At 43.7% G+C, this 19,306-nt stretch carries 20 protein-coding genes, 1 pseudogene and 1 riboswitch; of the genes and pseudogenes, 17 read left to right on the top strand and 4 right to left on the bottom strand.

All coding sequences use genetic code 11. The features are described from left to right. Positions 1–293: 293 nt before the first annotated feature. The 6 genes from BLS14_RS04265 (at position 294) to BLS14_RS04290 (ending at position 6,532) form a co-directional block, all read left to right on the top strand. A complete protein-coding gene (locus BLS14_RS04265; RefSeq protein ID WP_090949691.1) occupies positions 294–1,448 on the top strand; it encodes a glycosyltransferase family 2 protein in 1,155 nt (384 codons plus the stop codon). A 33-nt stretch (positions 1,449–1,481) separates the two neighbouring features. After that, the gene (locus tag BLS14_RS04270; RefSeq protein ID WP_072732716.1) at positions 1,482–2,762 is read left to right on the top strand and encodes an aminotransferase class III-fold pyridoxal phosphate-dependent enzyme; all 1,281 of its coding nucleotides are present in this window, start codon (positions 1,482–1,484) and stop codon (positions 2,760–2,762) included. A 60-nt stretch (positions 2,763–2,822) separates the two neighbouring features. After that, positions 2,823–3,854, top strand: a complete 1,032-nt coding sequence (locus BLS14_RS04275) for a zinc-dependent alcohol dehydrogenase (protein WP_063565196.1) — start codon at positions 2,823–2,825, stop codon at positions 3,852–3,854. An 85-nt stretch (positions 3,855–3,939) separates the two neighbouring features. Next, positions 3,940–5,184: an MFS transporter gene (locus BLS14_RS04280; RefSeq protein WP_072732718.1), complete on the top strand. Its 1,245-nt coding sequence runs from the start codon at positions 3,940–3,942 to the stop codon at positions 5,182–5,184. Positions 5,185–5,249: 65 nt separating this feature from the next. Further along, entirely contained in the window at positions 5,250–5,843 is a 594-nt protein-coding gene (locus tag BLS14_RS04285) for a DUF1349 domain-containing protein (protein WP_072732719.1), read from the top strand. A gap of 47 nt (positions 5,844–5,890) precedes the next feature. Then, complete coding sequence (locus tag BLS14_RS04290) at positions 5,891–6,532, top strand: HAD family hydrolase (RefSeq protein ID WP_063565193.1); 642 nt, start codon at positions 5,891–5,893, stop codon at positions 6,530–6,532. On the opposite strand, the gene BLS14_RS04295 is transcribed toward BLS14_RS04290, so the two are convergent. Further along, positions 6,529–7,344: an AraC family transcriptional regulator gene (locus BLS14_RS04295; protein ID WP_176854335.1), complete on the bottom strand. Its 816-nt coding sequence runs from the start codon at positions 7,342–7,344 to the stop codon at positions 6,529–6,531. The genes BLS14_RS04290 and BLS14_RS04295 overlap by 4 nt on opposite strands. 242 nt (positions 7,345–7,586) lie before the next feature. Here BLS14_RS04295 and BLS14_RS04300 point away from each other — a divergent pair, with 242 nt between their 5' ends. The 5 genes from BLS14_RS04300 to BLS14_RS04320 all read left to right on the top strand — a co-directional run bounded on the left by BLS14_RS04300 (position 7,587) and on the right by BLS14_RS04320 (position 11,477). Beyond that, entirely contained in the window at positions 7,587–8,717 is a 1,131-nt protein-coding gene (locus tag BLS14_RS04300) for an NAD(P)/FAD-dependent oxidoreductase (protein ID WP_090949696.1), read from the top strand. An 8-nt stretch (positions 8,718–8,725) separates the two neighbouring features. Beyond that, positions 8,726–9,016, top strand: a complete 291-nt coding sequence (locus BLS14_RS04305; protein ID WP_090949699.1) for a hypothetical protein — start codon at positions 8,726–8,728, stop codon at positions 9,014–9,016. Positions 9,017–9,062: 46 nt separating this feature from the next. Next, a riboswitch (TPP riboswitch) is annotated at positions 9,063–9,161 on the top strand. 121 nt (positions 9,162–9,282) lie between these two features. Further along, positions 9,283–9,951 (top strand): thiaminase II, encoded by a 669-nt coding sequence (gene tenA, locus BLS14_RS04310; protein ID WP_090949701.1) that lies wholly within the window; start codon positions 9,283–9,285, stop codon positions 9,949–9,951. Positions 9,952–9,982: 31 nt separating this feature from the next. After that, positions 9,983–10,528, top strand: a complete 546-nt coding sequence (locus BLS14_RS04315) for a GNAT family N-acetyltransferase (RefSeq protein ID WP_256336140.1) — start codon at positions 9,983–9,985, stop codon at positions 10,526–10,528. Positions 10,529–10,577: 49 nt separating this feature from the next. Then, positions 10,578–11,477 carry a TetR/AcrR family transcriptional regulator gene (locus BLS14_RS04320; protein WP_090949707.1) on the top strand — a complete coding sequence of 300 codons (900 nt, stop codon included), beginning with the start codon at positions 10,578–10,580 and terminating at the stop codon, positions 11,475–11,477. A 163-nt stretch (positions 11,478–11,640) separates the two neighbouring features. Here BLS14_RS04320 and BLS14_RS04325 read toward each other — a convergent pair whose 3' ends face one another. Then, a complete protein-coding gene (locus tag BLS14_RS04325; protein WP_063565244.1) occupies positions 11,641–13,080 on the bottom strand; it encodes a DHA2 family efflux MFS transporter permease subunit in 1,440 nt (479 codons plus the stop codon). Between the two features lie 281 nt (positions 13,081–13,361). Here BLS14_RS04325 and BLS14_RS04330 point away from each other — a divergent pair, with 281 nt between their 5' ends. Beyond that, positions 13,362–13,967 (top strand): TetR/AcrR family transcriptional regulator, encoded by a 606-nt coding sequence (locus BLS14_RS04330; protein ID WP_064638644.1) that lies wholly within the window; start codon positions 13,362–13,364, stop codon positions 13,965–13,967. A 68-nt stretch (positions 13,968–14,035) separates the two neighbouring features. Here BLS14_RS04330 and BLS14_RS04335 read toward each other — a convergent pair whose 3' ends face one another. Next, positions 14,036–14,695 carry a hypothetical protein gene (locus BLS14_RS04335; RefSeq protein WP_063565185.1) on the bottom strand — a complete coding sequence of 220 codons (660 nt, stop codon included), beginning with the start codon at positions 14,693–14,695 and terminating at the stop codon, positions 14,036–14,038. 450 nt (positions 14,696–15,145) lie between these two features. On the opposite strand from BLS14_RS04335, the gene BLS14_RS04340 reads away from it, so the two are divergent. Then, positions 15,146–16,378, top strand: a complete 1,233-nt coding sequence (locus BLS14_RS04340) for a cytochrome P450 (protein WP_090949710.1) — start codon at positions 15,146–15,148, stop codon at positions 16,376–16,378. Between the two features lie 227 nt (positions 16,379–16,605). On the opposite strand, the gene BLS14_RS04345 is transcribed toward BLS14_RS04340, so the two are convergent. After that, entirely contained in the window at positions 16,606–16,881 is a 276-nt protein-coding gene (locus BLS14_RS04345) for a hypothetical protein (RefSeq protein ID WP_063565183.1), read from the bottom strand. A 188-nt stretch (positions 16,882–17,069) separates the two neighbouring features. Between BLS14_RS04345 and BLS14_RS04350 the strand changes: the two genes are divergently transcribed. The 4 genes and pseudogenes from BLS14_RS04350 to BLS14_RS33010 all read left to right on the top strand — a co-directional run. Continuing rightward, positions 17,070–18,029, top strand: coding sequence for an ArsR/SmtB family transcription factor (locus tag BLS14_RS04350; RefSeq protein WP_063565182.1), 960 nt, complete (start codon positions 17,070–17,072; stop codon positions 18,027–18,029). Next, positions 18,019–18,510: a helix-turn-helix transcriptional regulator gene (locus BLS14_RS04355; RefSeq protein ID WP_143021513.1), complete on the top strand. Its 492-nt coding sequence runs from the start codon at positions 18,019–18,021 to the stop codon at positions 18,508–18,510. Before BLS14_RS04350 ends, BLS14_RS04355 begins: the two co-directional genes overlap by 11 nt. A 164-nt stretch (positions 18,511–18,674) precedes the next feature. Beyond that, a complete protein-coding gene (locus BLS14_RS32455; RefSeq protein WP_079694325.1) occupies positions 18,675–18,875 on the top strand; it encodes a hypothetical protein in 201 nt (66 codons plus the stop codon). Between the two features lie 316 nt (positions 18,876–19,191). Beyond that, positions 19,192–19,296: pseudogene (locus BLS14_RS33010) on the top strand (carbohydrate ABC transporter permease); the annotation flags it as partial. Positions 19,297–19,306 lie beyond the last annotated feature (10 nt).

Consider the following 19,306-nt stretch of genomic DNA (forward strand, 5'->3'; position numbering starts at 1 on the left):
TCGTGTCATTGGATACGAGACTCACTGTGGAGGTGTTTTTTTGCGTGGAGAGATAGCTATGGGCGCTAATTGAAAGGTGCATATTTTCTTTTCGGTACATATTCAAATTTTAACAGAGTTCAGAATTTAAGATTTCAAACTTACAAAAAATGATATAAATTTCTAGTAGATTCAAATTATTACCAAATTAAGACAGTGAATTTGCGACAAGGAGGTCGATAATCTGCACTGAACGCGATACCGTTTCAACTCGCTTTTGCACGCATTCCATCATATCCAACAGGAGGGATTCCATGCTTTACACCATTATTGTGCCAGTTAACCAGGACTATAACATTTTGAACCTTTTCACGGACTCATTGCTACGGACAGTAAGCCCGTCCACTCAAATCATTTTTATCAACGATGGTTCCGGTTCTGCTGTCTTACAGCATTTGGAGAAGCTGAAACAAGAGGTTAGAGAAGGTGTAACGATTGAAATTCTTCAGCATGATTTTCCACTCGGTTGTGCTGTATCAATCAATAGCGCACTTCGGCGAGCAGAGGGGGATTATATTTTCTTCCTGGATTCCGATACGATTCTTCAACCGAACTGGCAATCAATGATGAAAGAGACGATGGACAGCGACATTACGATCGGTATGATTGGCGGTGTTCTGCTCTATCCGCAAACGGGAGGTGTGCAGCATTGTGGTATTGCATTTGCCGATACAATTGGCCGCCACTTATTTCTGAACGCTTCGCCTGAAGACATTCCGAAGGAAACATTTTCAGTTCAGCTTGTTGTATTCGCCATGTTCGGCATGAAGAGGGAAGTGTATGAAACGGTAGGCGAGCTGGATGAGAAGTTCTTTAACGGATATGAGGATTTTGATTATCAGATGCGAGCACGGGCAGCCGGATATGATACGGTCATTAATCCGAATATTCTCGCCTATCACTGGGAACGGAGCAGTGGCATTCATCGCAACTTTAACCGGAAAAACAATCTTGCACGTTTCTGGAAAAAGTGGGGTGGAGAAATTGAGGCCGATGTTTGGCCATTCGTATTCGGTCATCTGAAAGAACAGCTGGATAGCCAGAGTGAATATCAACATCTGCCTATCGTTGGCATTGATCTTGCAGAAGTTCGCAGTGACGCGGATACGTTCTGGACCAAGCTGGAGGAAGCTGACATTGCACCTGTTGCTGAGGTACGTGACTATTCCAACCGCTTTAACTCTAATGGAGCGATCTGGCTGCCGCAGGTTCTGGGTAAGGAGCTGATTCATAGCGAGAACCGATTATTGTTTCTGGTGGACAATTTCGCCCGGTTGTTGGAAAACCGGTACTGGATCGAGATGAGACATGCTCATCGGGCTAAAGATCTGATTATTGATCTGTATGGCAATGTCATTACCATGGATCGCATATATGATGGCTGCTGGCCAGGCTCCAAAGTTCGCTAACTCACAAACCAAGTAAACAGGGAGGAACCAAAGGTGAAATCAAAAGAGAGCACGCTGGATCGTGCCGTAAGGTTTACACGGAATCTGGAGTGGTTGGAACATGTCGAAAAGGTTATTCCGAGCGGATGCAGTACGTTAGCCAAAGCACCAGAACGATTATTTCCGGGATATACACCCGTATGCTGCGCAGAGGCACGCAATTCCCGTTTTATAGATATCGATGGAAATGAATGGTTGGATTGTGAGATGGCCATGGGTACGGCGCCATGGGGACATGCACGGCATGAAGTTCAACTAACCGTCATCCATCAGCTGAAAAAAGGGACAAGTTATTCTATTCCTGCTGACATTGAACTTGAATGCGCTGAACTGATTTTGGAACGATTTGAAGGTCGCTACCCCTCATTACGTTTCACCAAAAGCGGCGCCGATGCAGTCAGTGGAGCCGTACGTCTGGCTCGTGCGGGAAGTGGAAAAAGCAGGGTCATCGCGACGGCCTATCATGGCTGGCATGACTGGTCTGCGTATGGATACTATGGCCGCGAAACGAAAGAACGAGGCATCCCCGTGGATATCGAGCGCACAACAATCTGGATAGATAAGCCCTCACCAGAGCGTATCGAGGCCCAAATCCAATCCTCTCCCGAGGATATCGCCTGCATTGTCCTTTGTCCAAATGAATGGAAACGTGAGCCGTTGGCGCAAGTTGTATCCCTATGTAGGTCCTTAGATATCATTGTCATATTTGATGAAGTCACCTCCGGCATTCGAATGGGCAAGCAAGCTACAGCTGGGGAGTATGACATCTGGCCGGATCTGCTTTGTATTTCCAAAGGCATGGCAAATGGACTGCCACTCGCAGCCGTAATGGGACCAGAACATCTGATGTCATTATCAGGACAGGTCAGATTCAGCAATGCGCATTCCAGCGAGACCACTGCGCTTGCGGCAGCGATTGCATGTGAGCGATTGATGAAAAGCGCTAAAGTATGGCCTAGCTGGCGCGAGGCCACCATTCGAATTATGGATCTGATTGAAGCTGAACTCGTACTTCTTGGATTAACCGATCAATTGGTGTTGAAGGGTACCTATGCTAGCTTCTCCATTAGCTCTATTTCGGAGGAAAACTTTCACACCGATCCGTTCCGTGAGTTTATGGTCAAAAGAATGGCCCACTTCGGAATTTTTACCAAAGGGTACTTTATTTTCTCAGATGCTCATACCCGGGATGAATTATTGTGGGTGGAGGAAGCTCTCTTGCAGACACTTTCCGACTGGAAAGAAATGCTGAAACAGGAACACCTTTCGAATTGAGATTTACGAAAACGTTTAAAATTTTATTCAAATAAGAACATCGACTAGGAGGAATATTCAATGAAAGCACTCGTATATCAGGATCTTAAACAGGTGACTTACCAGGATATTGATGAGCCAACCATACAAAAACCAAACCAGGTAAAAATTAAAATCTATGGTTCAGGCATCTGCGGTACAGACCTGAATATTGTCAAAGGCAAAGTGCCGGCGAATAAAGGAACGATTATTGGTCATGAAGGTGTAGGTACAGTGGTTGAGGTGGGCGACGAAGTTCGTGGCTTCAAGATAGGTGATCGGGTATTGGTTGATCCCACGCAATCTTGCGGTACCTGCTCCTATTGCCGTGAAGGTCTTTTCATCTATTGCGAGAATTTTGATGACTATCAAGTAGGGATGACGACGCACGGTACATTTGCAGAATATTACGTAGGGGATGAGAAGTATATCTATGCCATCCCGGATTCCATGAGCTGGGAAACCGCTATGATGATCGAACCACTGGGATGTGTACTTCAGACGTTCATGAAAGCAGGGACTAAGCCAAGTGACTCTGTACTGGTCCTCGGTTCTGGTGCAATCGGTTCTCTGTGTCAGCTTGTGAGCAAACGATTGGCAAGGCTTACTGTAGGAACGGAAGTTGATCCATTCCGCAAAGAGTTCGCTTCAGAGATCGCGGATCATGTGTTCTATCCTCAGGATCTGACACTGGATAAAGTATACGAGATCAATAATAACAAGAAGTTTGATATTGTAGTGGACGCGGTTGGTAACCAGCTTCATGTGGGATTTGAGATGATTGCCAAAGGCGGCAAGATCATTCCTATGGGTTATGACGACAGCTATGAGGTGACGTTCAAATCAACTGCCGTAATTAATGATGGTATTAGTATCATTGGTGCGGTAGCTAATCACTCGATGATCAGTACAGCATTGAAATTTGCACAAAGTATTCCGGAACTGGAGCAAATGGTTACCTCCAAGGAACTGCTGAGTGATTATGAACAGGCATTCAATGGGACAATTGGGTATCATCTGCGTAGCGGAGAGAAATTGCCCATGAATTCGGTTAAAACAGCTCTGATCTTGTAAGCATGTAGACATTGTCGGGTTTGCCGCTGCGAAAAGAAGGAGTTCGCAGCGGTGAAAACCACCGCAGAAAAGGGGGAGATATCGATTGAAGCTGCTACAGGATTTGCCGAGAAATCCGCGGTACTCCATCTTACTTGAACCGGTATGGGCCATTCCGGGCACGATTGTTCTTTTTTATGCTCCCTTATATATGAAGGAAGCCGGACTTTCGGATATTGAAATTGGTTTGATCAATTCGGTGAATCTTTATTTTGCCTTTATATTTCAGTTATTTGCGGGTTCAATCACGAATAAGCTTGGCCGCAAGCGAACAACACTGATTTTTGATCTGATTGCTTGGAGTGTTCCCATGTTCATCTGGGCTTTCTCCCAGAATTTTTGGTTGTTTCTGATCGCTTACCTGCTGAATGCAACCTCCAAATTTGTGACGGTTTCCTTCAACTGTCTAATTATTGAGGATGTTGAGGAACATAAACGATCCAAGGTATTCGCCATTCTCAACATGATCATTACTGGTGCTGGAGTACTGACACCGATCGCCGGGGTAGTGATTGCTGATGTTGGCATTGTGCCAACACTAGCCAGTATTTATTTTGTCGGTGGCATCCTCATGACCGTCATGTTCTTCATTCGCAACCGATATACGGATGAGACCGCAGTAGGGAAGGAACTTATGGGAATGCATAGCCAGACCCGGGTGATCCAGAGTCTGGCTTCCAGTATGCGACTTTTCGGCAAATCATTCTACAAACGGAGACTTTTACCGATTATTCTCATCACGGTGCTTTCCAATCTGATCCTGCAGCTGAACTTTTTTCAGGTGATTTTTTTCAAGGAACAATTAAAATTCAATGATCAGATTATTTCATTTATCCCGGTCGTCACCGCTGTAACCGTCATGCTCTTGTATTTGGTCATTATCCCGCGTCTGAAACGGCGTTCAGAAGAGAAGTATGTCAGTTTCTCGATCATTTTGAGTACAGTGGGGGCAATACTTTTTCTGTTGATCCCTGCGGGAAATATAGCCATGTTATTTCTGACTCTAATTGTACTGGCGGCAGGCAATTTCATCTTACAAACGTACCGGGACTCACTGCTTATGAACCGATTGGGTACACATGAAAAAGCGGATATGTTCTCGGCAGTGCAGACCGTCATGACGTTAACCGCGATTCCATCAGGTTACCTGACAGGGCTACTGTATCACTATAATCCTGTGCTGTTATTCAGTGTCATTCTTATATTTTACATCGTACTCATGGTCATTATGTTATTCCTCCCTGATCCCCAGAAACACTCCCAAGTGATCAGTTCTTACAAAAATATGTAGGAGAAGGGGTTTTCTGTATAACGAACGAATATATAATACAGAAAATGAACCTGGGAGGCATAGAAATGACAAACGTATTTGCAACAGAAACAAGAAACCAAATGAACTGGATTAATGAGCCGAAGACCTGGTCTTATACCGATCAAGGCGTTCTAATTGTAGAAGCTCAGGCTGATACAGACTTTTTCCAGGACCCAGCGGGTAAACACATCCGTGCAACCGCGCCATTTCTGTCGATGCCGGTGCCTAACGATTTTGAAATGACGACCCAGCTAACCGTGGACATGCAACATCAGTATGATTCCGGATGTTTGATGGTGATGGCGGATGAACGAAACTGGTGCAAGCTTTGTTTTGAGTATGATGGAAAAGCAGCTACCATTGTGTCGGTAGTAACGAAGGAAGGTTCATCCGACGATTGCAATTCGGTTGAAGTTCCCGTAACGAATCCTTATCTGCGCATACGCAAAGTGGAGGACTGCATTTCATTTTTTTATTCACCCGATGGGGTGGAGTGGAAATTAATTCGATATTTCGGCATGCCGATAGAGGGGGAGATCCGGGCTGGAATTGTTGGACAGTCACCAGCCGGAACGGGATGCACCTGTCACTTCTTATCGATGAATGTTACCCGTCCGGACGTGACTGCACGCTTCTAAGCCCATTTTCCCGCCAATCGGCTGATCATTGGAGGGAGAAAAGCGGAATGGTAAAAGCCTTTATTTTGGATTTTGATGGACTTATTGTGGACACGGAGACTCCCTGGTTCTATGCTTTTCGCGATATTTATAAAGAGCATGGACTTGAACTTGGGCTGGAGCTTTGGTCGAAAAACGTAGGAACATCGTTTGAAGAATTTCATCCTTTTCTATACCTGGAGCAAGCGCTGCAAAAACCGATCGATCACGATCATATCAAGTTGCTCTCTGAACAGAAATACGAAGCATACCTGGGACAGGCAGCAATTCTTCCAGGCGTGCATGAGTTGCTCCGGTCTGCCCGTAAAAAGGGAATTCAACTTGCCGTTGCTTCCAGCTCTACCCGGGATTGGGTTCATGGTTATTTGCGCACACTCGGCATTTTCGAACTATTCGATGTCATTCATACAGCCGAGGACGTCAAGAGGGTTAAACCGGACCCGGAATTGTATCTGCTCGCCCTGGAGAGTCTCGGGATCGGGGCATCCGAAGCGGTTGTGTTCGAAGACTCACCGAATGGACTGAAGGCAGCCAAAGCCGCGGGGATCCGCTGTGTCATTGTGCCTAACGAGGTAACGCGTAATCTGGAATTCTCGAAGTATGATCTGCGGTTAACCTCGCTGGCAGAGATCACGATGGAAATCCTTTAACTCTGGTATTGCTTGCGTAACTCGATAGGGGAGATTCCTTCATATTTTTTGAATACGGATCCAAAATAACTGGCGCTGTTGAAACCAACAGCCCGGGCAATCTCGTGGGCCGTTATTCCGGCGTCATGGACGAGCATTTCTTTGGCTTTCAATAACCGATACCGTGTCAGATAATCAAGCGGAGTCATTTGGAATTCCTTTTTGAATATCCGATTCAAATGCTGTTCGGTGACGTCCATTTGCTGAGCCAGCATGGAGAGCGAGATATCCTGATCATAATTTTGCTTGATAAAAGTAACCAGTCCACCCAGCTTTAATCGGGCATCCGAGCGTTCATAAGCACCATAACGATCTCCATCAATGTTTAACCTGACCAGTAGCATGTATAGCAATGCGGATACGTGCCAGATCTGATCCTTGTGCCGGGACTGTAGCGCCAACGTTATTTCATGCAACAGGATATGAAGCATCCCATCCGGCTTGAAGGCGCGCAGCTCCCCGATCTGCAAGGTATGCAGAAACCGGGGCAATAAATAGCCATTAAAGGACAAACAATCGAACAACAATGAATCACTCAGATTGTCGTAACGGTATGTGACCTCCGGGAACATAATAAGAGCTGTTCCTTTCCGAATCGAAAACTCATGATTTTGGGCTGCAATTTTCCCTGTTCCCCCGATACACTGCACAATACTGTAATCCCGTGAATGGCCGTTCCAATTCATTAATTCATCTACGGTCAGCTGGTTTTGACCTGTAATCATAAGCGGCATATCGGTATCCAGTGAATTCCCCGTACTAGGTTTCGGCATCGTTGTGTTATTCCTCATTTCGTTAAAGGTCGTGTGCGTAAATGGCGCGGATACAGAGTTAAAAGAAACCTGATTTGAATTATATTACATAAATAACATTAATTTAAACGAACTATTTACTTCGATGAACGACTTATCGAAAACCTTTTAGGATTATGTATCATCATGTCGATGCCTTGCCATTATCAGACCAAACAGTATACGCTATAATGGATACAGTGATTTAGGAAAGGGATGCAGTCATGAAGAAAGTCATCGTCGTAGGATCAGGAATTCTTGGGGCTTCCACAGCATATCAATTGGCAAAACGGGGTGCGGAAGTTCTTATTATAGACCGGAAAGATCGAGGGCAGGCTACGGATGCTGCTGCCGGGATCATCTGTCCCTGGTTATCTCAGCGCCGTAATCAGGATTGGTATCAGCTTGCCAAGGCTGGTGCACGTTTTTATCCCGGTTTGATTGAAGAACTCAAGAGTGAAGGGGAAACGGAAACGGGTTACGCTCAAGTGGGTGCTCTTAGTATTCATACGGAAGTAGAGAAAATCAACAAGATGCAGGAGCGAGCACACCTTCGTAAAGAAGATGCACCGGAGATTGCCGATATTACCCGTCTGGATGCAAAAGAAACCCATGAGCGTTTTCCTCTCATGGAGGAGAACTTTCAGTCCGTCTACATCAGTGGTGCTGCGCGTATCGATGGACGTGCACTGCGTGATGCCTTAATCCGATCGGCACAGCGAAATGAAGCGGTCCTGATTAATGGGGACGCGACACTTCAATATGAATCGGACCGAGTAACTGGAGTGGTTGTTGACGGTAAAGTCATATCGGCTGACGAGGTTATTGTGTGTGCCGGCGCTTGGGCTAGTGAACTGTTGAAGCCCTTGGGCATTGATTTTAAGGTTCATTATCAGAAGGCGCAAATTATGCATTTGCAGGTTCATGATCGAGAAGACACTGGGAACTGGCCTGTGGTCATGCCTCCTTCGGATCAATATCTGTTAGCCTTTGATCAACAGAAGATTGTGATCGGGGCGACTCACGAAAATGATATTGAAGGCTATGATATAAGAGTAACCGCAGGCGGAATGCAGGAAATTTTGAATAAAGGATTGGAACTGGCTCCAGGTTTAGCCGATAGCACGTTTCAGGAAGTAAGAGTAGGTTTCCGTCCGTTTACACCAGGTTTTCTTCCGGTAATGGGTGCTGTTCCTGGTTGGAATGGCTTAATCACAGCCAACGGGCTTGGTGCATCTGGGCTAACGATGGGGCCTTTTATTGGAAGTCAACTTGCCAAATTGGCTCTGGGTATGAAATTGGATATCGATATTCAGCCATATGACCTTGGAAAAGCAATGGATCATCAGAAATGAGGTGAACGATGACGTATTCACAGCGCTTAACTCACGGTAACTCATCAGACATTATTTATCTGGAGCACCAGATTGGCATCACCGAGGAGGAATTAGCAAAAGCCGAGGAAGAGCGGAGGGGTTACGAATCGGATTTAAACAAGTTAAAGACGTCTCCGGCGTATCATTCAAATTCAGCGACGAACGTCTCTAATGAGCAAAAATGGGTAGATGAGTTAAACAAATTGCAAAGTATGATTAAGGATATCCGCAACCGCCATAAGAAGTTGCAAGAAGATTTAGGGGAACTTGAAGATTAATAGGAATGGATTGACATTTGGAAAAACACATGTTGTAATAAGCCTGAGCTATTTGCAGGGGGACTGTTCGCAGTTGAGAAGGTTAAAACCTGACCCTTTGAACCTGTTAGTTAATACTGACGTAGGGAGCAAATGACATGTACTCATGTTATTTTGCCCTTGCCGAAAATAGGACAAGGGCTTTTTGGTCTGCATTTTGGATGACAGAACGCGATAGCTGGATGTGAAGCGGGGACATTATAATTTTAATACAAGGAGAAATGATCATGTCATTTTCAAGAACGTTAAAAGATAAGTCCAGAAACGTATGGGAAGATGGATACAACCATCCTTTTTTACATGAAATGGGGAAAGGCACACTGGATCAGGAAGCGTTTAAGTTTTATCTTCTTCAGGACTATACATATCTGATTGAATATGCGAAGATTTTTGCCATGGGTGCGGTGAAGGCGACAGATGAAAAACTGATGACGAACTTTACGGTGATTCAACACGCTATTCTGTACGAAGAAATGGATTTGCATCGAAATTATATGAATGAATTTGGGATTACGCTGGATGGAAATCATGCTGTCAAACCCTCTCTTTACAACAAGGCGTATACGTCGAATATGATGAGTGTTGCACAAACAGGTGGGGTTGCCGAAATCATCGCCGTCATTTTCCCTTGTGCGTGGACGTATTTCGACTATGCCACAAGATTAAAAGAACAATATCGAGATTCATTAGAGGGCAATTTCTATCAGACTTGGATCGAAAATTATGCAAGTGATGAATTCCGCGACTCATTCGAATGGTTCTATGATACACTGGATGCATTATGCGAACATAAAACCGAGCAGGAACTGGAGGCCATTGAAGACATATTCAGAAGAAGTGTTGAATTTGAATATCTGTTCTGGGATATGGCTTATAAACGGCAACTCTCGTACTGATGAATGCAATCTACTACAACCAGAGATAAGGATGAACATACAGATGAACAATCGTGGAGAACGCATCTATTTACGATTTTTGAACGTGGAAGACGCTGCTGGACTACTGGATTTGCAGTTCCGTAACCGTGCTGTTTTCGAAGAAATATCGGCAAGCGAACGATCGGATACATTCTATACATTGGAGGGCCAAGGAGCCCTTCTTGAAGGTTGGAACAAGGCGAGGGAAGAGGGGAAACGGTACTCTTTCGGGATCTTTCTGAACCATACGCATGAGCTTATTGGGGAGATCTCTCTGTTCGAGCTTGAACTGGATTCCACCACCAAATGGATTGTTGGTTATGTGCTCGATCAGGTGCAGAATGGCAAGGGATATATGAGTGAATCCCTTCAGCTAGCACTGGATTTTGCTATGAATGAAGCGGGCATAAAACGAGTGGAGGCAGGTGCGCTGCCCGACAATGCCGGATCGATTCGAGTGCTTCGCAAGGCGGGCTTTCAGGAGACGGACCGGCAGAATATTAAAATCAAGGGGATTTGGAAGGAACATGTGATGTTTGCAGTGGATTTGCAATAGGTTATTAGATATCGTAACGTGAACCACCTAAATCATCCAGGGGGAACTTATGAATAAGCGGAAACAAATATTATTGGACTCAGCGCTTGTACTCTTTGGGAAACATGGAGTGACCAACACCTCCATACAAATGATCCTAGACGAGTCAGGTGTGTCCAAAGGAACATTTTATAAATTCTTTGGCTCGAAGGATGATTGTATTCTTGCCATTCTGGAGCAACGTGTACAGGAAGATATGATGATTCGCAAAGATTTGGAGAGCCAAAGCTATGCTTCCGATTTTGATTTACTGGTGGATCAGATTATGGTGCCGATGATTTTGCCAGAAAAAAAGCTTGTTGTGGAGCTATTCTGGACAGGCTTCTACTCTGGGGAATGCGATCTGAAAAATTTGACTCGCATGCAGTTGAATTGGTTATCTGAACGACTGGTACAGGTATTTGGGAAAGAATTAAAACCTTTTGCTTATGAAGGGGCTATTTTTGGTTTTGGCATGATCCATCAAATCTCGAACATGTGGAGAAACTTCCATCTTGACCAACCGGATTGGAACCATCTTGTGCCCAAAATCCTGAACTACATTGAAATCTTGCTTCGTTCCATGCTGGAAAGACAAGAGCATATTATAGATTTTCCAAGTCTTTTGATGATCGCTCCTGATTCCAAAGAAATTGTGTTGGATAAAAATAACCTGATTGCAGGTCTTCAGAAATTCAGTCATTCTATTCTCCAATTGGAAGTACCTATTAAAGCGAAAGAACTGACCAAAGGGCTGCTTGTTTTAGTTGAGCAGAAAGAGATCAATATCTCCATGTTGGAAGTAACGCTACAGGCGTTTCAAACGGAATTTGAATCGTCTTCTCTTCAGTGTGAGGCAAACAGGATTGTCAAAGACTGCAGATCGTATCTCGAACAATTCAGGCAGATCCTCATGGAGAGAACGAGTTAACGCAGCTGTTCTTACTTACGTGTGCAGGCAAATTGTTCATTTATATTATGTAATACACCACAAAAAAGCGGCAGATTGGACGTAAAGCTTAGTGTCCTGATCTGCCGCTTTTTATATAAGATACAATAGGCTCTACATGATGTAATTCATGTAAATATTGCTCTTAATTTGTATTCATCGAGACTTTTTGTCTTACAGGCTGTTTGGAGTCTTCCTCCGTCGCTTGTTTGGTACGTTTGATGAAGAAGGAAAGGAGCAATCCAAGAACGGCAATGCCGATAATGACAACGTAAGCATCATTAATTCCCTGGATCATGGATTCCATTCCCAACTGCTGCTGGGTTAAGCCTTTGGCTGCACCCGTTGCCACCATATCTTGAACATGTGCTGTTGTGCGACTGGTCATTACACTTACGAGCAATGAAGTACCCACAGCGCCAGCTACCTGTCTGACAGTGTTGGATATTGCTGTACCGTGTGGTCCTAGTCTTGGTGGCAGTTGATTCAAACCTGCTGTTTGGATAGGCATCATAAGCAAGGCCATACCAATTCGGCGACCTGTTGACATCAATACTAGGTAAGTATAGCTAGTAGAATCCGTTAGATCGATGAACCCGATGGTGGTTACAATCGTAATGACCATCCCGATAATCGCCAGCCATTTTGCGCCAAACCGGTCAAACAATCTACCCGTTATCGGCATCAGGAAGCCCATGACAAGCGCCCCTGGAAGCAATAATAATCCGGACTCCAATGCAGTGTAACCCCGTGCATTTTGGAGGTATAAAGGAAGCAACATCATATCAGCATACATGATCATCGTGATCGCGATATTAATGATTGTGGTCAGTGAGAACATATTATACTTGAAAGCCCGCAGATCGAGCAGCGGATTTGCAGACGCGAGTTGTCTCCATGTGAACAGTCCAAGAGCAATGACTCCTGCTGCAATGCATATGATTACTTCTGCGCTTGACCATCCCAGAGTTCCTGCCCGGCTGAAGCCATACAGCAATGCGCCGAATCCAATCGTGGACAGCAACACGCTGAGTGTGTCGAACTTGAGATTGATTCGTTCCGATACATTTTTGAGATATACAAACGCAAAACCAATAACAATAACGGTTAGTGGGATCATCCCGTAAAACATCGTTTGCCATGTGTAGTTCTCAAGAATATATCCAGCAAGGGTTGGCCCAATCGCTGGAGCGAAAATGATGGCAAAGCCGACCATCCCCATCGCGGCGCCCCTTTTCTCAGGAGTGAACAAGGTAAGAATGACATGCATTAACAATGGCATGATAATACCAGCACCGGCTGCTTGAACCATACGTCCTGTCAACAGTGTACCAAAATTACTCGCAAGGGCAGATATAATCGTACCGATGAGGAAAATAAACATCGAAGCTTGAAATAATTGCCGTGTCGAAAAGCGTTGCATGAAATAGGCCGTGATAGGAATGAGTACACCATTCACCAGCATGTAGCCTGTTGTAAACCATTGGGCTGTTGCTGCTGAGATATTAAAATCCCCCATCAGCTCCGGAGTTGCCACGCTCATAACGGTTTGGTTCAATGTGGCAAGAAATGCACCCAAAATCATAACAAACAGTATGGGGCCCTTTTTTACGTCATCTCTTTCTTTTAATCTAGCCTGACTCAATCCATTCCATCCTTTCAATCCACACGTGACTAAATTTACAACATGTTGTATAGTTTACATTGTATTTATTGAATTATATACATATTCCCGTAGATTACAATTTACGATTTTGGGTATTTTCGTTGCTTATTTTACGAAATAATAAAATATGTCGTCTAATTCGGAAATAAACGACTGATCATTTAAAATTGTAATTTTTAAAATTTGAGGAGTGATATTGCATGAAAAATGAAAAGAAGTCTGCTACAGATCCTCGTATACTTCGTACAAGACAGTTGATTCGTGATGCTTTTGTAGATCTGTTGCAGGAAATGGACATCGAGAAACTATCCGTCAATCGAATTGCAGAACGTGCGACGATCAACCGCGTGACTTTCTATCTGCATTATCGTGACATCACAGACATGATGGAGAAAATGGCGGACGAGATGATCGAGCACATTGAACGAATTGTGGACGAATATGCTCCTCAATTTGAAGATGCTGCCAAAGACGATGGTTGGCCAGTGCTTGTAAAATTGCTTGAACACTTTGCTGATCATTCCAAATTCTATCGTGTCGTTCTCGCTTCCAGACGAACCCCCATTTTTACGGAGAGGCTCATGAAATTACTAACGACACTCGTTTCGGCCAAGATCGAAAGCTTGGAGCTGGGAAGCTCTCTTTCACAAGCGGGTATTCATAAGGAGATCGCAATCTGGTACAGTTCCTCAGCTCTGATTGGTACCATTGTATCCTGGCTTCGTAATGACATGCCCTATGCACCGCATTTCCTTGCCAAACAGTTCTCTTTAATTCGTGCTTATTCTTACAATGACTTGATATAACAAAAAAACATCCAGCTTTAGTTAGACTCAACTATACGCAGATGTCTTTTCAACAGATTATAAATGGGCTAATCTCCTGTCGGAGTTCGTAAAATCATATACAGCCCGATGAGTGCTGCCAGAGCACCAAAAATGATGCCGGACAGTCCATTGTAAAAGGTAGGATCTCCTTTGTAAGAAAATGACATGATCGCAGTTTGTGTTAATGAAAGTGAGATCAATGATGAAGAGAAGTTGGTCAGTTTGATGGCTTCAATGACCGGTTCATTATTCCGTCTCGCCATAATGGCGCCCCCAAGAGATACTGCGATTTCGGTAAAGGTAACGGCAGCAATGATGAAGGCGGCATAGTGAGGATAATGCGTTCTGCTGCCTGTAACAAATAATAACTTACTGCAATAAATGATGTACACCGCACTTGAAGCGAGCACAATATTGCCTATAAATCGGTATGCCGCGTATTGTTTTTTTAGGATTTCCTCCGGGCTGGAATCATCAAGATTCGAGTCCTCATGTGCTTTGGCTGCGTAATACTTAGCAACAGCGATGCCAATATTATAAAAGGCGTTAATACATAAAAAGAAGGAGAGCGTAAAGATTCCTAAAAGTATTTTCCCAACTGCGATAAGGGCATTAAGTGGAATAGATAATTTTGCAAAGTAGATAATTCGATTATTTTTAACTTTAAAAACAGATTCTCCTCTATTCACTGGACGTATCCAATTCACTGTATCCCTCCCGAACGATACCTCGATGTGCAAAAAATGAGTCTAGTGTTCAAGCATACCATAGTAAACCATATGGTCCACGTATGAGGTTTAGACATGTTCATCCCTACCTATCTGTAATCCCAGATTAATGATGTTTTCATTTCTTGAGCTTGTTTATTTTGCCCAAAAATACATAAACCTTAAGAACTTAATTCTCGTCATTAAATATACGAACGGTATAAAAATATGCCTTGAATTTTCCATAAAATGAATATAGTTCGAAAGTTTCATTCCAAATAATATACGATTAGTATAAAATTGGTTGTGCGCTGAACTGTCAATTCATGTGCAACAAAGGAGGAATCAAAGGGAGCCGAAGAACTGAAGTGGCGCTGGGGATGATTATCAGAGGCATGGAAGAAATTCCTCTTTCCATTGGATAAAAATAGTTCGAGAGGCGGTGTCAGGATGTACAAAGAAGTGATTAGAGTTCACGATATTACCAAATTCCAGTCAAGATCGGAAGAGTTTTTCCCCTTGAACTGGTTTCGGAAGATGTTGTCGGAGAAACCTGTCTACTATCATGAGGATACGGACACCTGGAATGTGTTCAGATATGACGATGTCAAGCAGGTACTAAGTAATCATGAATATTTTTCATCCGAAGGCTCAAGAACAACCATTTCAGTTGGAGCTAAAAACAAGGAAGGTACACCGCCGGACAGAATGAATATTTCGAGCATAGATCCTCCACGTCATCAAAAAAGCCGTTCGTTGCTCTCAGCTGCTTTTACACCCCGCAGTCTGAAAAACTGGGAGCCACGGATTCGGAACATTGCGAAGCAACTGGTGGAGGATATCGAGCTGAATACAACAATCGACATTGTGCAAGCACTGGCAGCACCATTGCCTTCCATGGTTATGTCTGATTTGTTGGGCATACCGCTGACGGACAGCCACCGCTTCAAAAGTTGGGTAGATATTCTGTTTCAACCCGCCAATAGAGAAAATGCAGAGGCAATGGAAAAGAAAAAGCAGGTCGCAGCGCAGGAGTATTACCAATTCCTGTACCCTATTGTCGTTCAGAAACGGACTCAGCCTGGCGATGATATCATTACAGATCTGTTGAAAGTGGATGTAGACGGCGAGAAGTTTTCCGATGATGAGATTGTTCGAACCACAATGCTTTTGCTCGGGGCCGGTATCGAAACAACCAGTCATATGGTATCTAATACATTTTATTCTTTTCTCTATGATGACCCCAACCTGTATGTGCAATTACGAGAGAACCCTGAGCTGATCCCATTTGCTGTGGAAGAGATGCTTCGTTATCGCTTCCATAACGCCAAGCGACACCGGACCGTTAAGAAGGGTAATGATCTGTTGGGTGTAGAATTGAAAAAAGGGGATGTCGTCATTTCCTGGATGAGTGCGGCGAATATGGATGAAACTATATTTGAAAATCCGTTCGACTTGAACATTCACCGTCCCAATAACAAAAAACACCTTACCTTTGGAAATGGTCCACATTTCTGTCTGGGTGCTCCGCTGGCGAGAATGGAGTTGATTGTTGCTTTGACAGCATTCGTAGAAAGGGTACCTTTCATCGAATCGGTTGAATCATTTGATTTGGAAAACAACCTTACCGTCTCGGCTCCAGGTCAGTCGCTGACGTACTTGCCTATGAAGGTTGTGCATTAGGATATAGATTAAAATCATACAGTCAAAATAACAAAAGCCGTAGATTGGATGTTTAACAACATCTGATCAACGGCTTTTATAACGTTCAAGGCTTTTTTCTGTCAGGAAAGAATGGAAAAATAAAACAAGACTGATCAGAACGATGTAGTCGACTCTTACGGTGAGTGAGTAAGCCTTTGATTTAAAAGAGGGGAAGGGTCATCTCACACATAAGACAAATGAGAAGATCACATTAGAGGAGGTTGCGATGAAGACTCGAAGTGGTCTTCTTTGTGCATCATGTCTCTGTTTCCGTTGGGAACGGAGAACTGCTGAGCTAGAAGCTGCTGTTCCTTGATGAGTAGATCGACTTTATGGTGCAAATGGTCCAATTGTTTGTTGTAATGTTTGTAGGTGTAGAATCCGATTACAGCCTTAATCGCGAAGAAAATAACAGCTGCCGTAATAATCAATATATAGTTAGAAGCAATATGCCTGATCCAGCTATTGAGTTCACTTATCACGTATAACTCTTCCTTTCACAAGAAATGCAGATTACTTCTATTCATTGCCTTCGTTATAGGAAAGATTACGTGGAAAATGTTCTCAGATGGATTCCTCCGAAAGCAGGATGGAGCATAGCAACATTGTGTTTATTCCTGTTATTCAGTAGAATTATTTTAATTAATATTTTCCAAAGGAGAGCAAATACGTGCTGGAACTCAGCTTTAACGACCCGGAAAAACTGGTAACTGTAACCCACGCCTTGTCGACTCGTTCCCGGATTGACATTCTCCAGCTTCTTAATGCCAACAAATTAAACATTATTGAAATTGCCGAAGCACTTAACCTGCCCGTGTCAACGGTAGCCAACCATATTAAAGTGCTGGAGGCAGCCCATTTAATACATACGGAGATGCTCCCAGCCTCTCGTGGGGCCATGAAGGTTTGCAGCCGCAATTATGATGATATTCATATCGCCCTGGATCGAGTGAGTTCCTTTCCCACACGGGATACGAATGTCTATGAAGTACAGATGCCGATAGGGCATTACAGCGACTGTGAAGTTGCGCCAACATGCGGCATGGCGAGCACGGAGGAGATGATTCTGAAGGAAGACGACCCGGCAAGCTTCTATCATCCTAAGCATATTGATGCTCAGATCATTTGGCTGGCAAAAGGTTATCTGGAATATTTGCTTCCAATGGATATTCCGCAAGGTGCAACGATTGAATCTTTGGAATTGTCCATGGAAATCTGTTCTGAAGTAGCAACTTATAACAATGATTGGCCCTCGGATATTTCCATTTGGGTGAATGGCACTGAGATCGGGATGTGGACTAGTCCCGGAGATTTGGGCGACCGCCGAGGTAAACTGAATCCGGCATGGTGGTCTGATGGTTCTACACAATACGGCATTCTCAAAAAATGGCGTGTGGACGACAACATGACCATGCTGGACAAGGAGAAAATTTCGGATGTGTCCCTGTCAGATCTTCATCTTGAGGATAAACACAAGTTAAGATTACGCATTGGAATTCATCCGGATGCTAGGCATCAGGGAGGCATGAACCTGTTTGGCAATGAGTTCGGAGATCATGAACAGAACATTATTATGCAGGTAAGGTATACGATGAATGCGGGTGATCAGGATGCGAGATATGCCAAATAACGGTACCTCATGTATCGTGAGTATCGAGCGTTTTAAACCGAACTTGTTTCATCTGGAGCAGGGTGAAGGTTTATTCAAATCCCATTCACATGCTGCACTGCTACTGTTTCAGCGGAATTGCTCAGTCGAAGCTCCTCATGCTGTCAACGATCCAACGGTTCAATGCATCGTTCAGGAAGTCCTGAAAGAGATCCATTCGTCTTACTACACGCCGATTACGGTTAGTGAATTGGCCTCTCGACATTTCCTGTCAGAAAGCAATCTGCGAAAGAAATTCACGGAATCGGTGGGGGTTTCTCCAAAGCAATACATTATCAATCTTCGTCTAATGGAAGCCAAACGGATGTTACAACAAACCAACAAGGCAGTCGAAATGATATCTTCGGAAGTAGGGTTTACTTCGTCCAGCCGATTTTATGATTATTTTGTCAGATCTGTCGGGGTTACCCCACTGGAATGGCGGATGCAAAGCATTCAGTAAAGCTTCAACAGGAAAAAACCGTCTCCAGGACGGTTTTTTTCGACCGACGAAATCGCTTGAAGGTTGTCTTTTTTTACAACTTAATAAAAGCGTTTTCGCAATTGTCTGCAAACAAATTCTTCTAGATAATAGAAAATAGCACGATATGAAGGGAGAGAAAAGAGATGACAACCAGTACATATTGTAATCCGGTGGCATTGCAATCCGCAGACCCTTGGGTCTACAGGCACTCCGATGGTTATTATTATTTTATGCGTTTACGGGCAACGCGCATTCAAAAATTTGAATGGAACAGGGATGGAACTCCTGATTTTGGTGTGCCTTTCAGCGATAATCATGCGCTCCAAGTTCCATCGGAAGCGTAAAACAGAAGACTTGAGAATAGGGGCTGGGTATGCGTATAGTTACAACTATTTTGTAATTAATGGCGGAGTAGATAAATGATTTGGTGAAAACGAATGCTCTCATTAGACGAAGAAAGTAATAATTATTTTGGCTTGAACTGGATTTTTCCGCATTGGAACAGTATTTTAATGGTGTTATTCGGTGGGAAATTAACTTTCCAATGCTGTTTGAAGGAAATCTAAGCAATAATACCAGACAAATTTTATTACAAGAAAATAAATTGAAAACGTTGACATCTAATTATTGTGTAATTATACTTTGATTCAAATACAGAACAAATATTGCCCCATTGTTGTGTCCACCGGTCCAATACTGATGGTATACCCTTTCCTGCAAAAGTACTTTGTAAAAGGATTATATATCGGTTCAATCAAAGGCTAATAGGAGTGAT

This window comes from Paenibacillus sp. OK060, from assembly GCF_900101205.1.
GTDB classification, from domain to species: Bacteria; Bacillota; Bacilli; order Paenibacillales; family Paenibacillaceae; genus Paenibacillus; species Paenibacillus marchantiae.

Excerpts from the sequence above, each read along its gene's own strand:
- BLS14_RS04265 (WP_090949691.1), top strand. The coding sequence starts at position 294 with ATGCTTTACACCATTATTGTGCCAGTTAACCAGGACTATAACATTTTG.
- BLS14_RS04275 (WP_063565196.1), top strand. The coding sequence starts at position 2,823 with ATGAAAGCACTCGTATATCAGGATCTTAAACAGGTGACTTACCAGGAT.
- BLS14_RS04285 (WP_072732719.1), top strand. The coding sequence starts at position 5,250 with ATGACAAACGTATTTGCAACAGAAACAAGAAACCAAATGAACTGGATT.
- BLS14_RS04290 (WP_063565193.1), top strand. The coding sequence starts at position 5,891 with ATGGTAAAAGCCTTTATTTTGGATTTTGATGGACTTATTGTGGACACG.
- BLS14_RS04295 (WP_176854335.1), bottom strand. The coding sequence starts at position 7,344 with ATGCCGAAACCTAGTACGGGGAATTCACTGGATACCGATATGCCGCTT.
- BLS14_RS04300 (WP_090949696.1), top strand. The coding sequence starts at position 7,587 with ATGAAGAAAGTCATCGTCGTAGGATCAGGAATTCTTGGGGCTTCCACA.
- BLS14_RS04305 (WP_090949699.1), top strand. The coding sequence starts at position 8,726 with ATGACGTATTCACAGCGCTTAACTCACGGTAACTCATCAGACATTATT.
- tenA (WP_090949701.1), top strand. The coding sequence starts at position 9,283 with ATGTCATTTTCAAGAACGTTAAAAGATAAGTCCAGAAACGTATGGGAA.
- BLS14_RS04315 (WP_256336140.1), top strand. The coding sequence starts at position 9,983 with ATGAACATACAGATGAACAATCGTGGAGAACGCATCTATTTACGATTT.
- BLS14_RS04320 (WP_090949707.1), top strand. The coding sequence starts at position 10,578 with ATGAATAAGCGGAAACAAATATTATTGGACTCAGCGCTTGTACTCTTT.
- BLS14_RS04325 (WP_063565244.1), bottom strand. The coding sequence starts at position 13,080 with ATGATTTTGGGTGCATTTCTTGCCACATTGAACCAAACCGTTATGAGC.
- BLS14_RS04330 (WP_064638644.1), top strand. The coding sequence starts at position 13,362 with ATGAAAAATGAAAAGAAGTCTGCTACAGATCCTCGTATACTTCGTACA.
- BLS14_RS04340 (WP_090949710.1), top strand. The coding sequence starts at position 15,146 with ATGTACAAAGAAGTGATTAGAGTTCACGATATTACCAAATTCCAGTCA.
- BLS14_RS04355 (WP_143021513.1), top strand. The coding sequence starts at position 18,019 with ATGCCAAATAACGGTACCTCATGTATCGTGAGTATCGAGCGTTTTAAA.
- BLS14_RS32455 (WP_079694325.1), top strand. The coding sequence starts at position 18,675 with ATGACAACCAGTACATATTGTAATCCGGTGGCATTGCAATCCGCAGAC.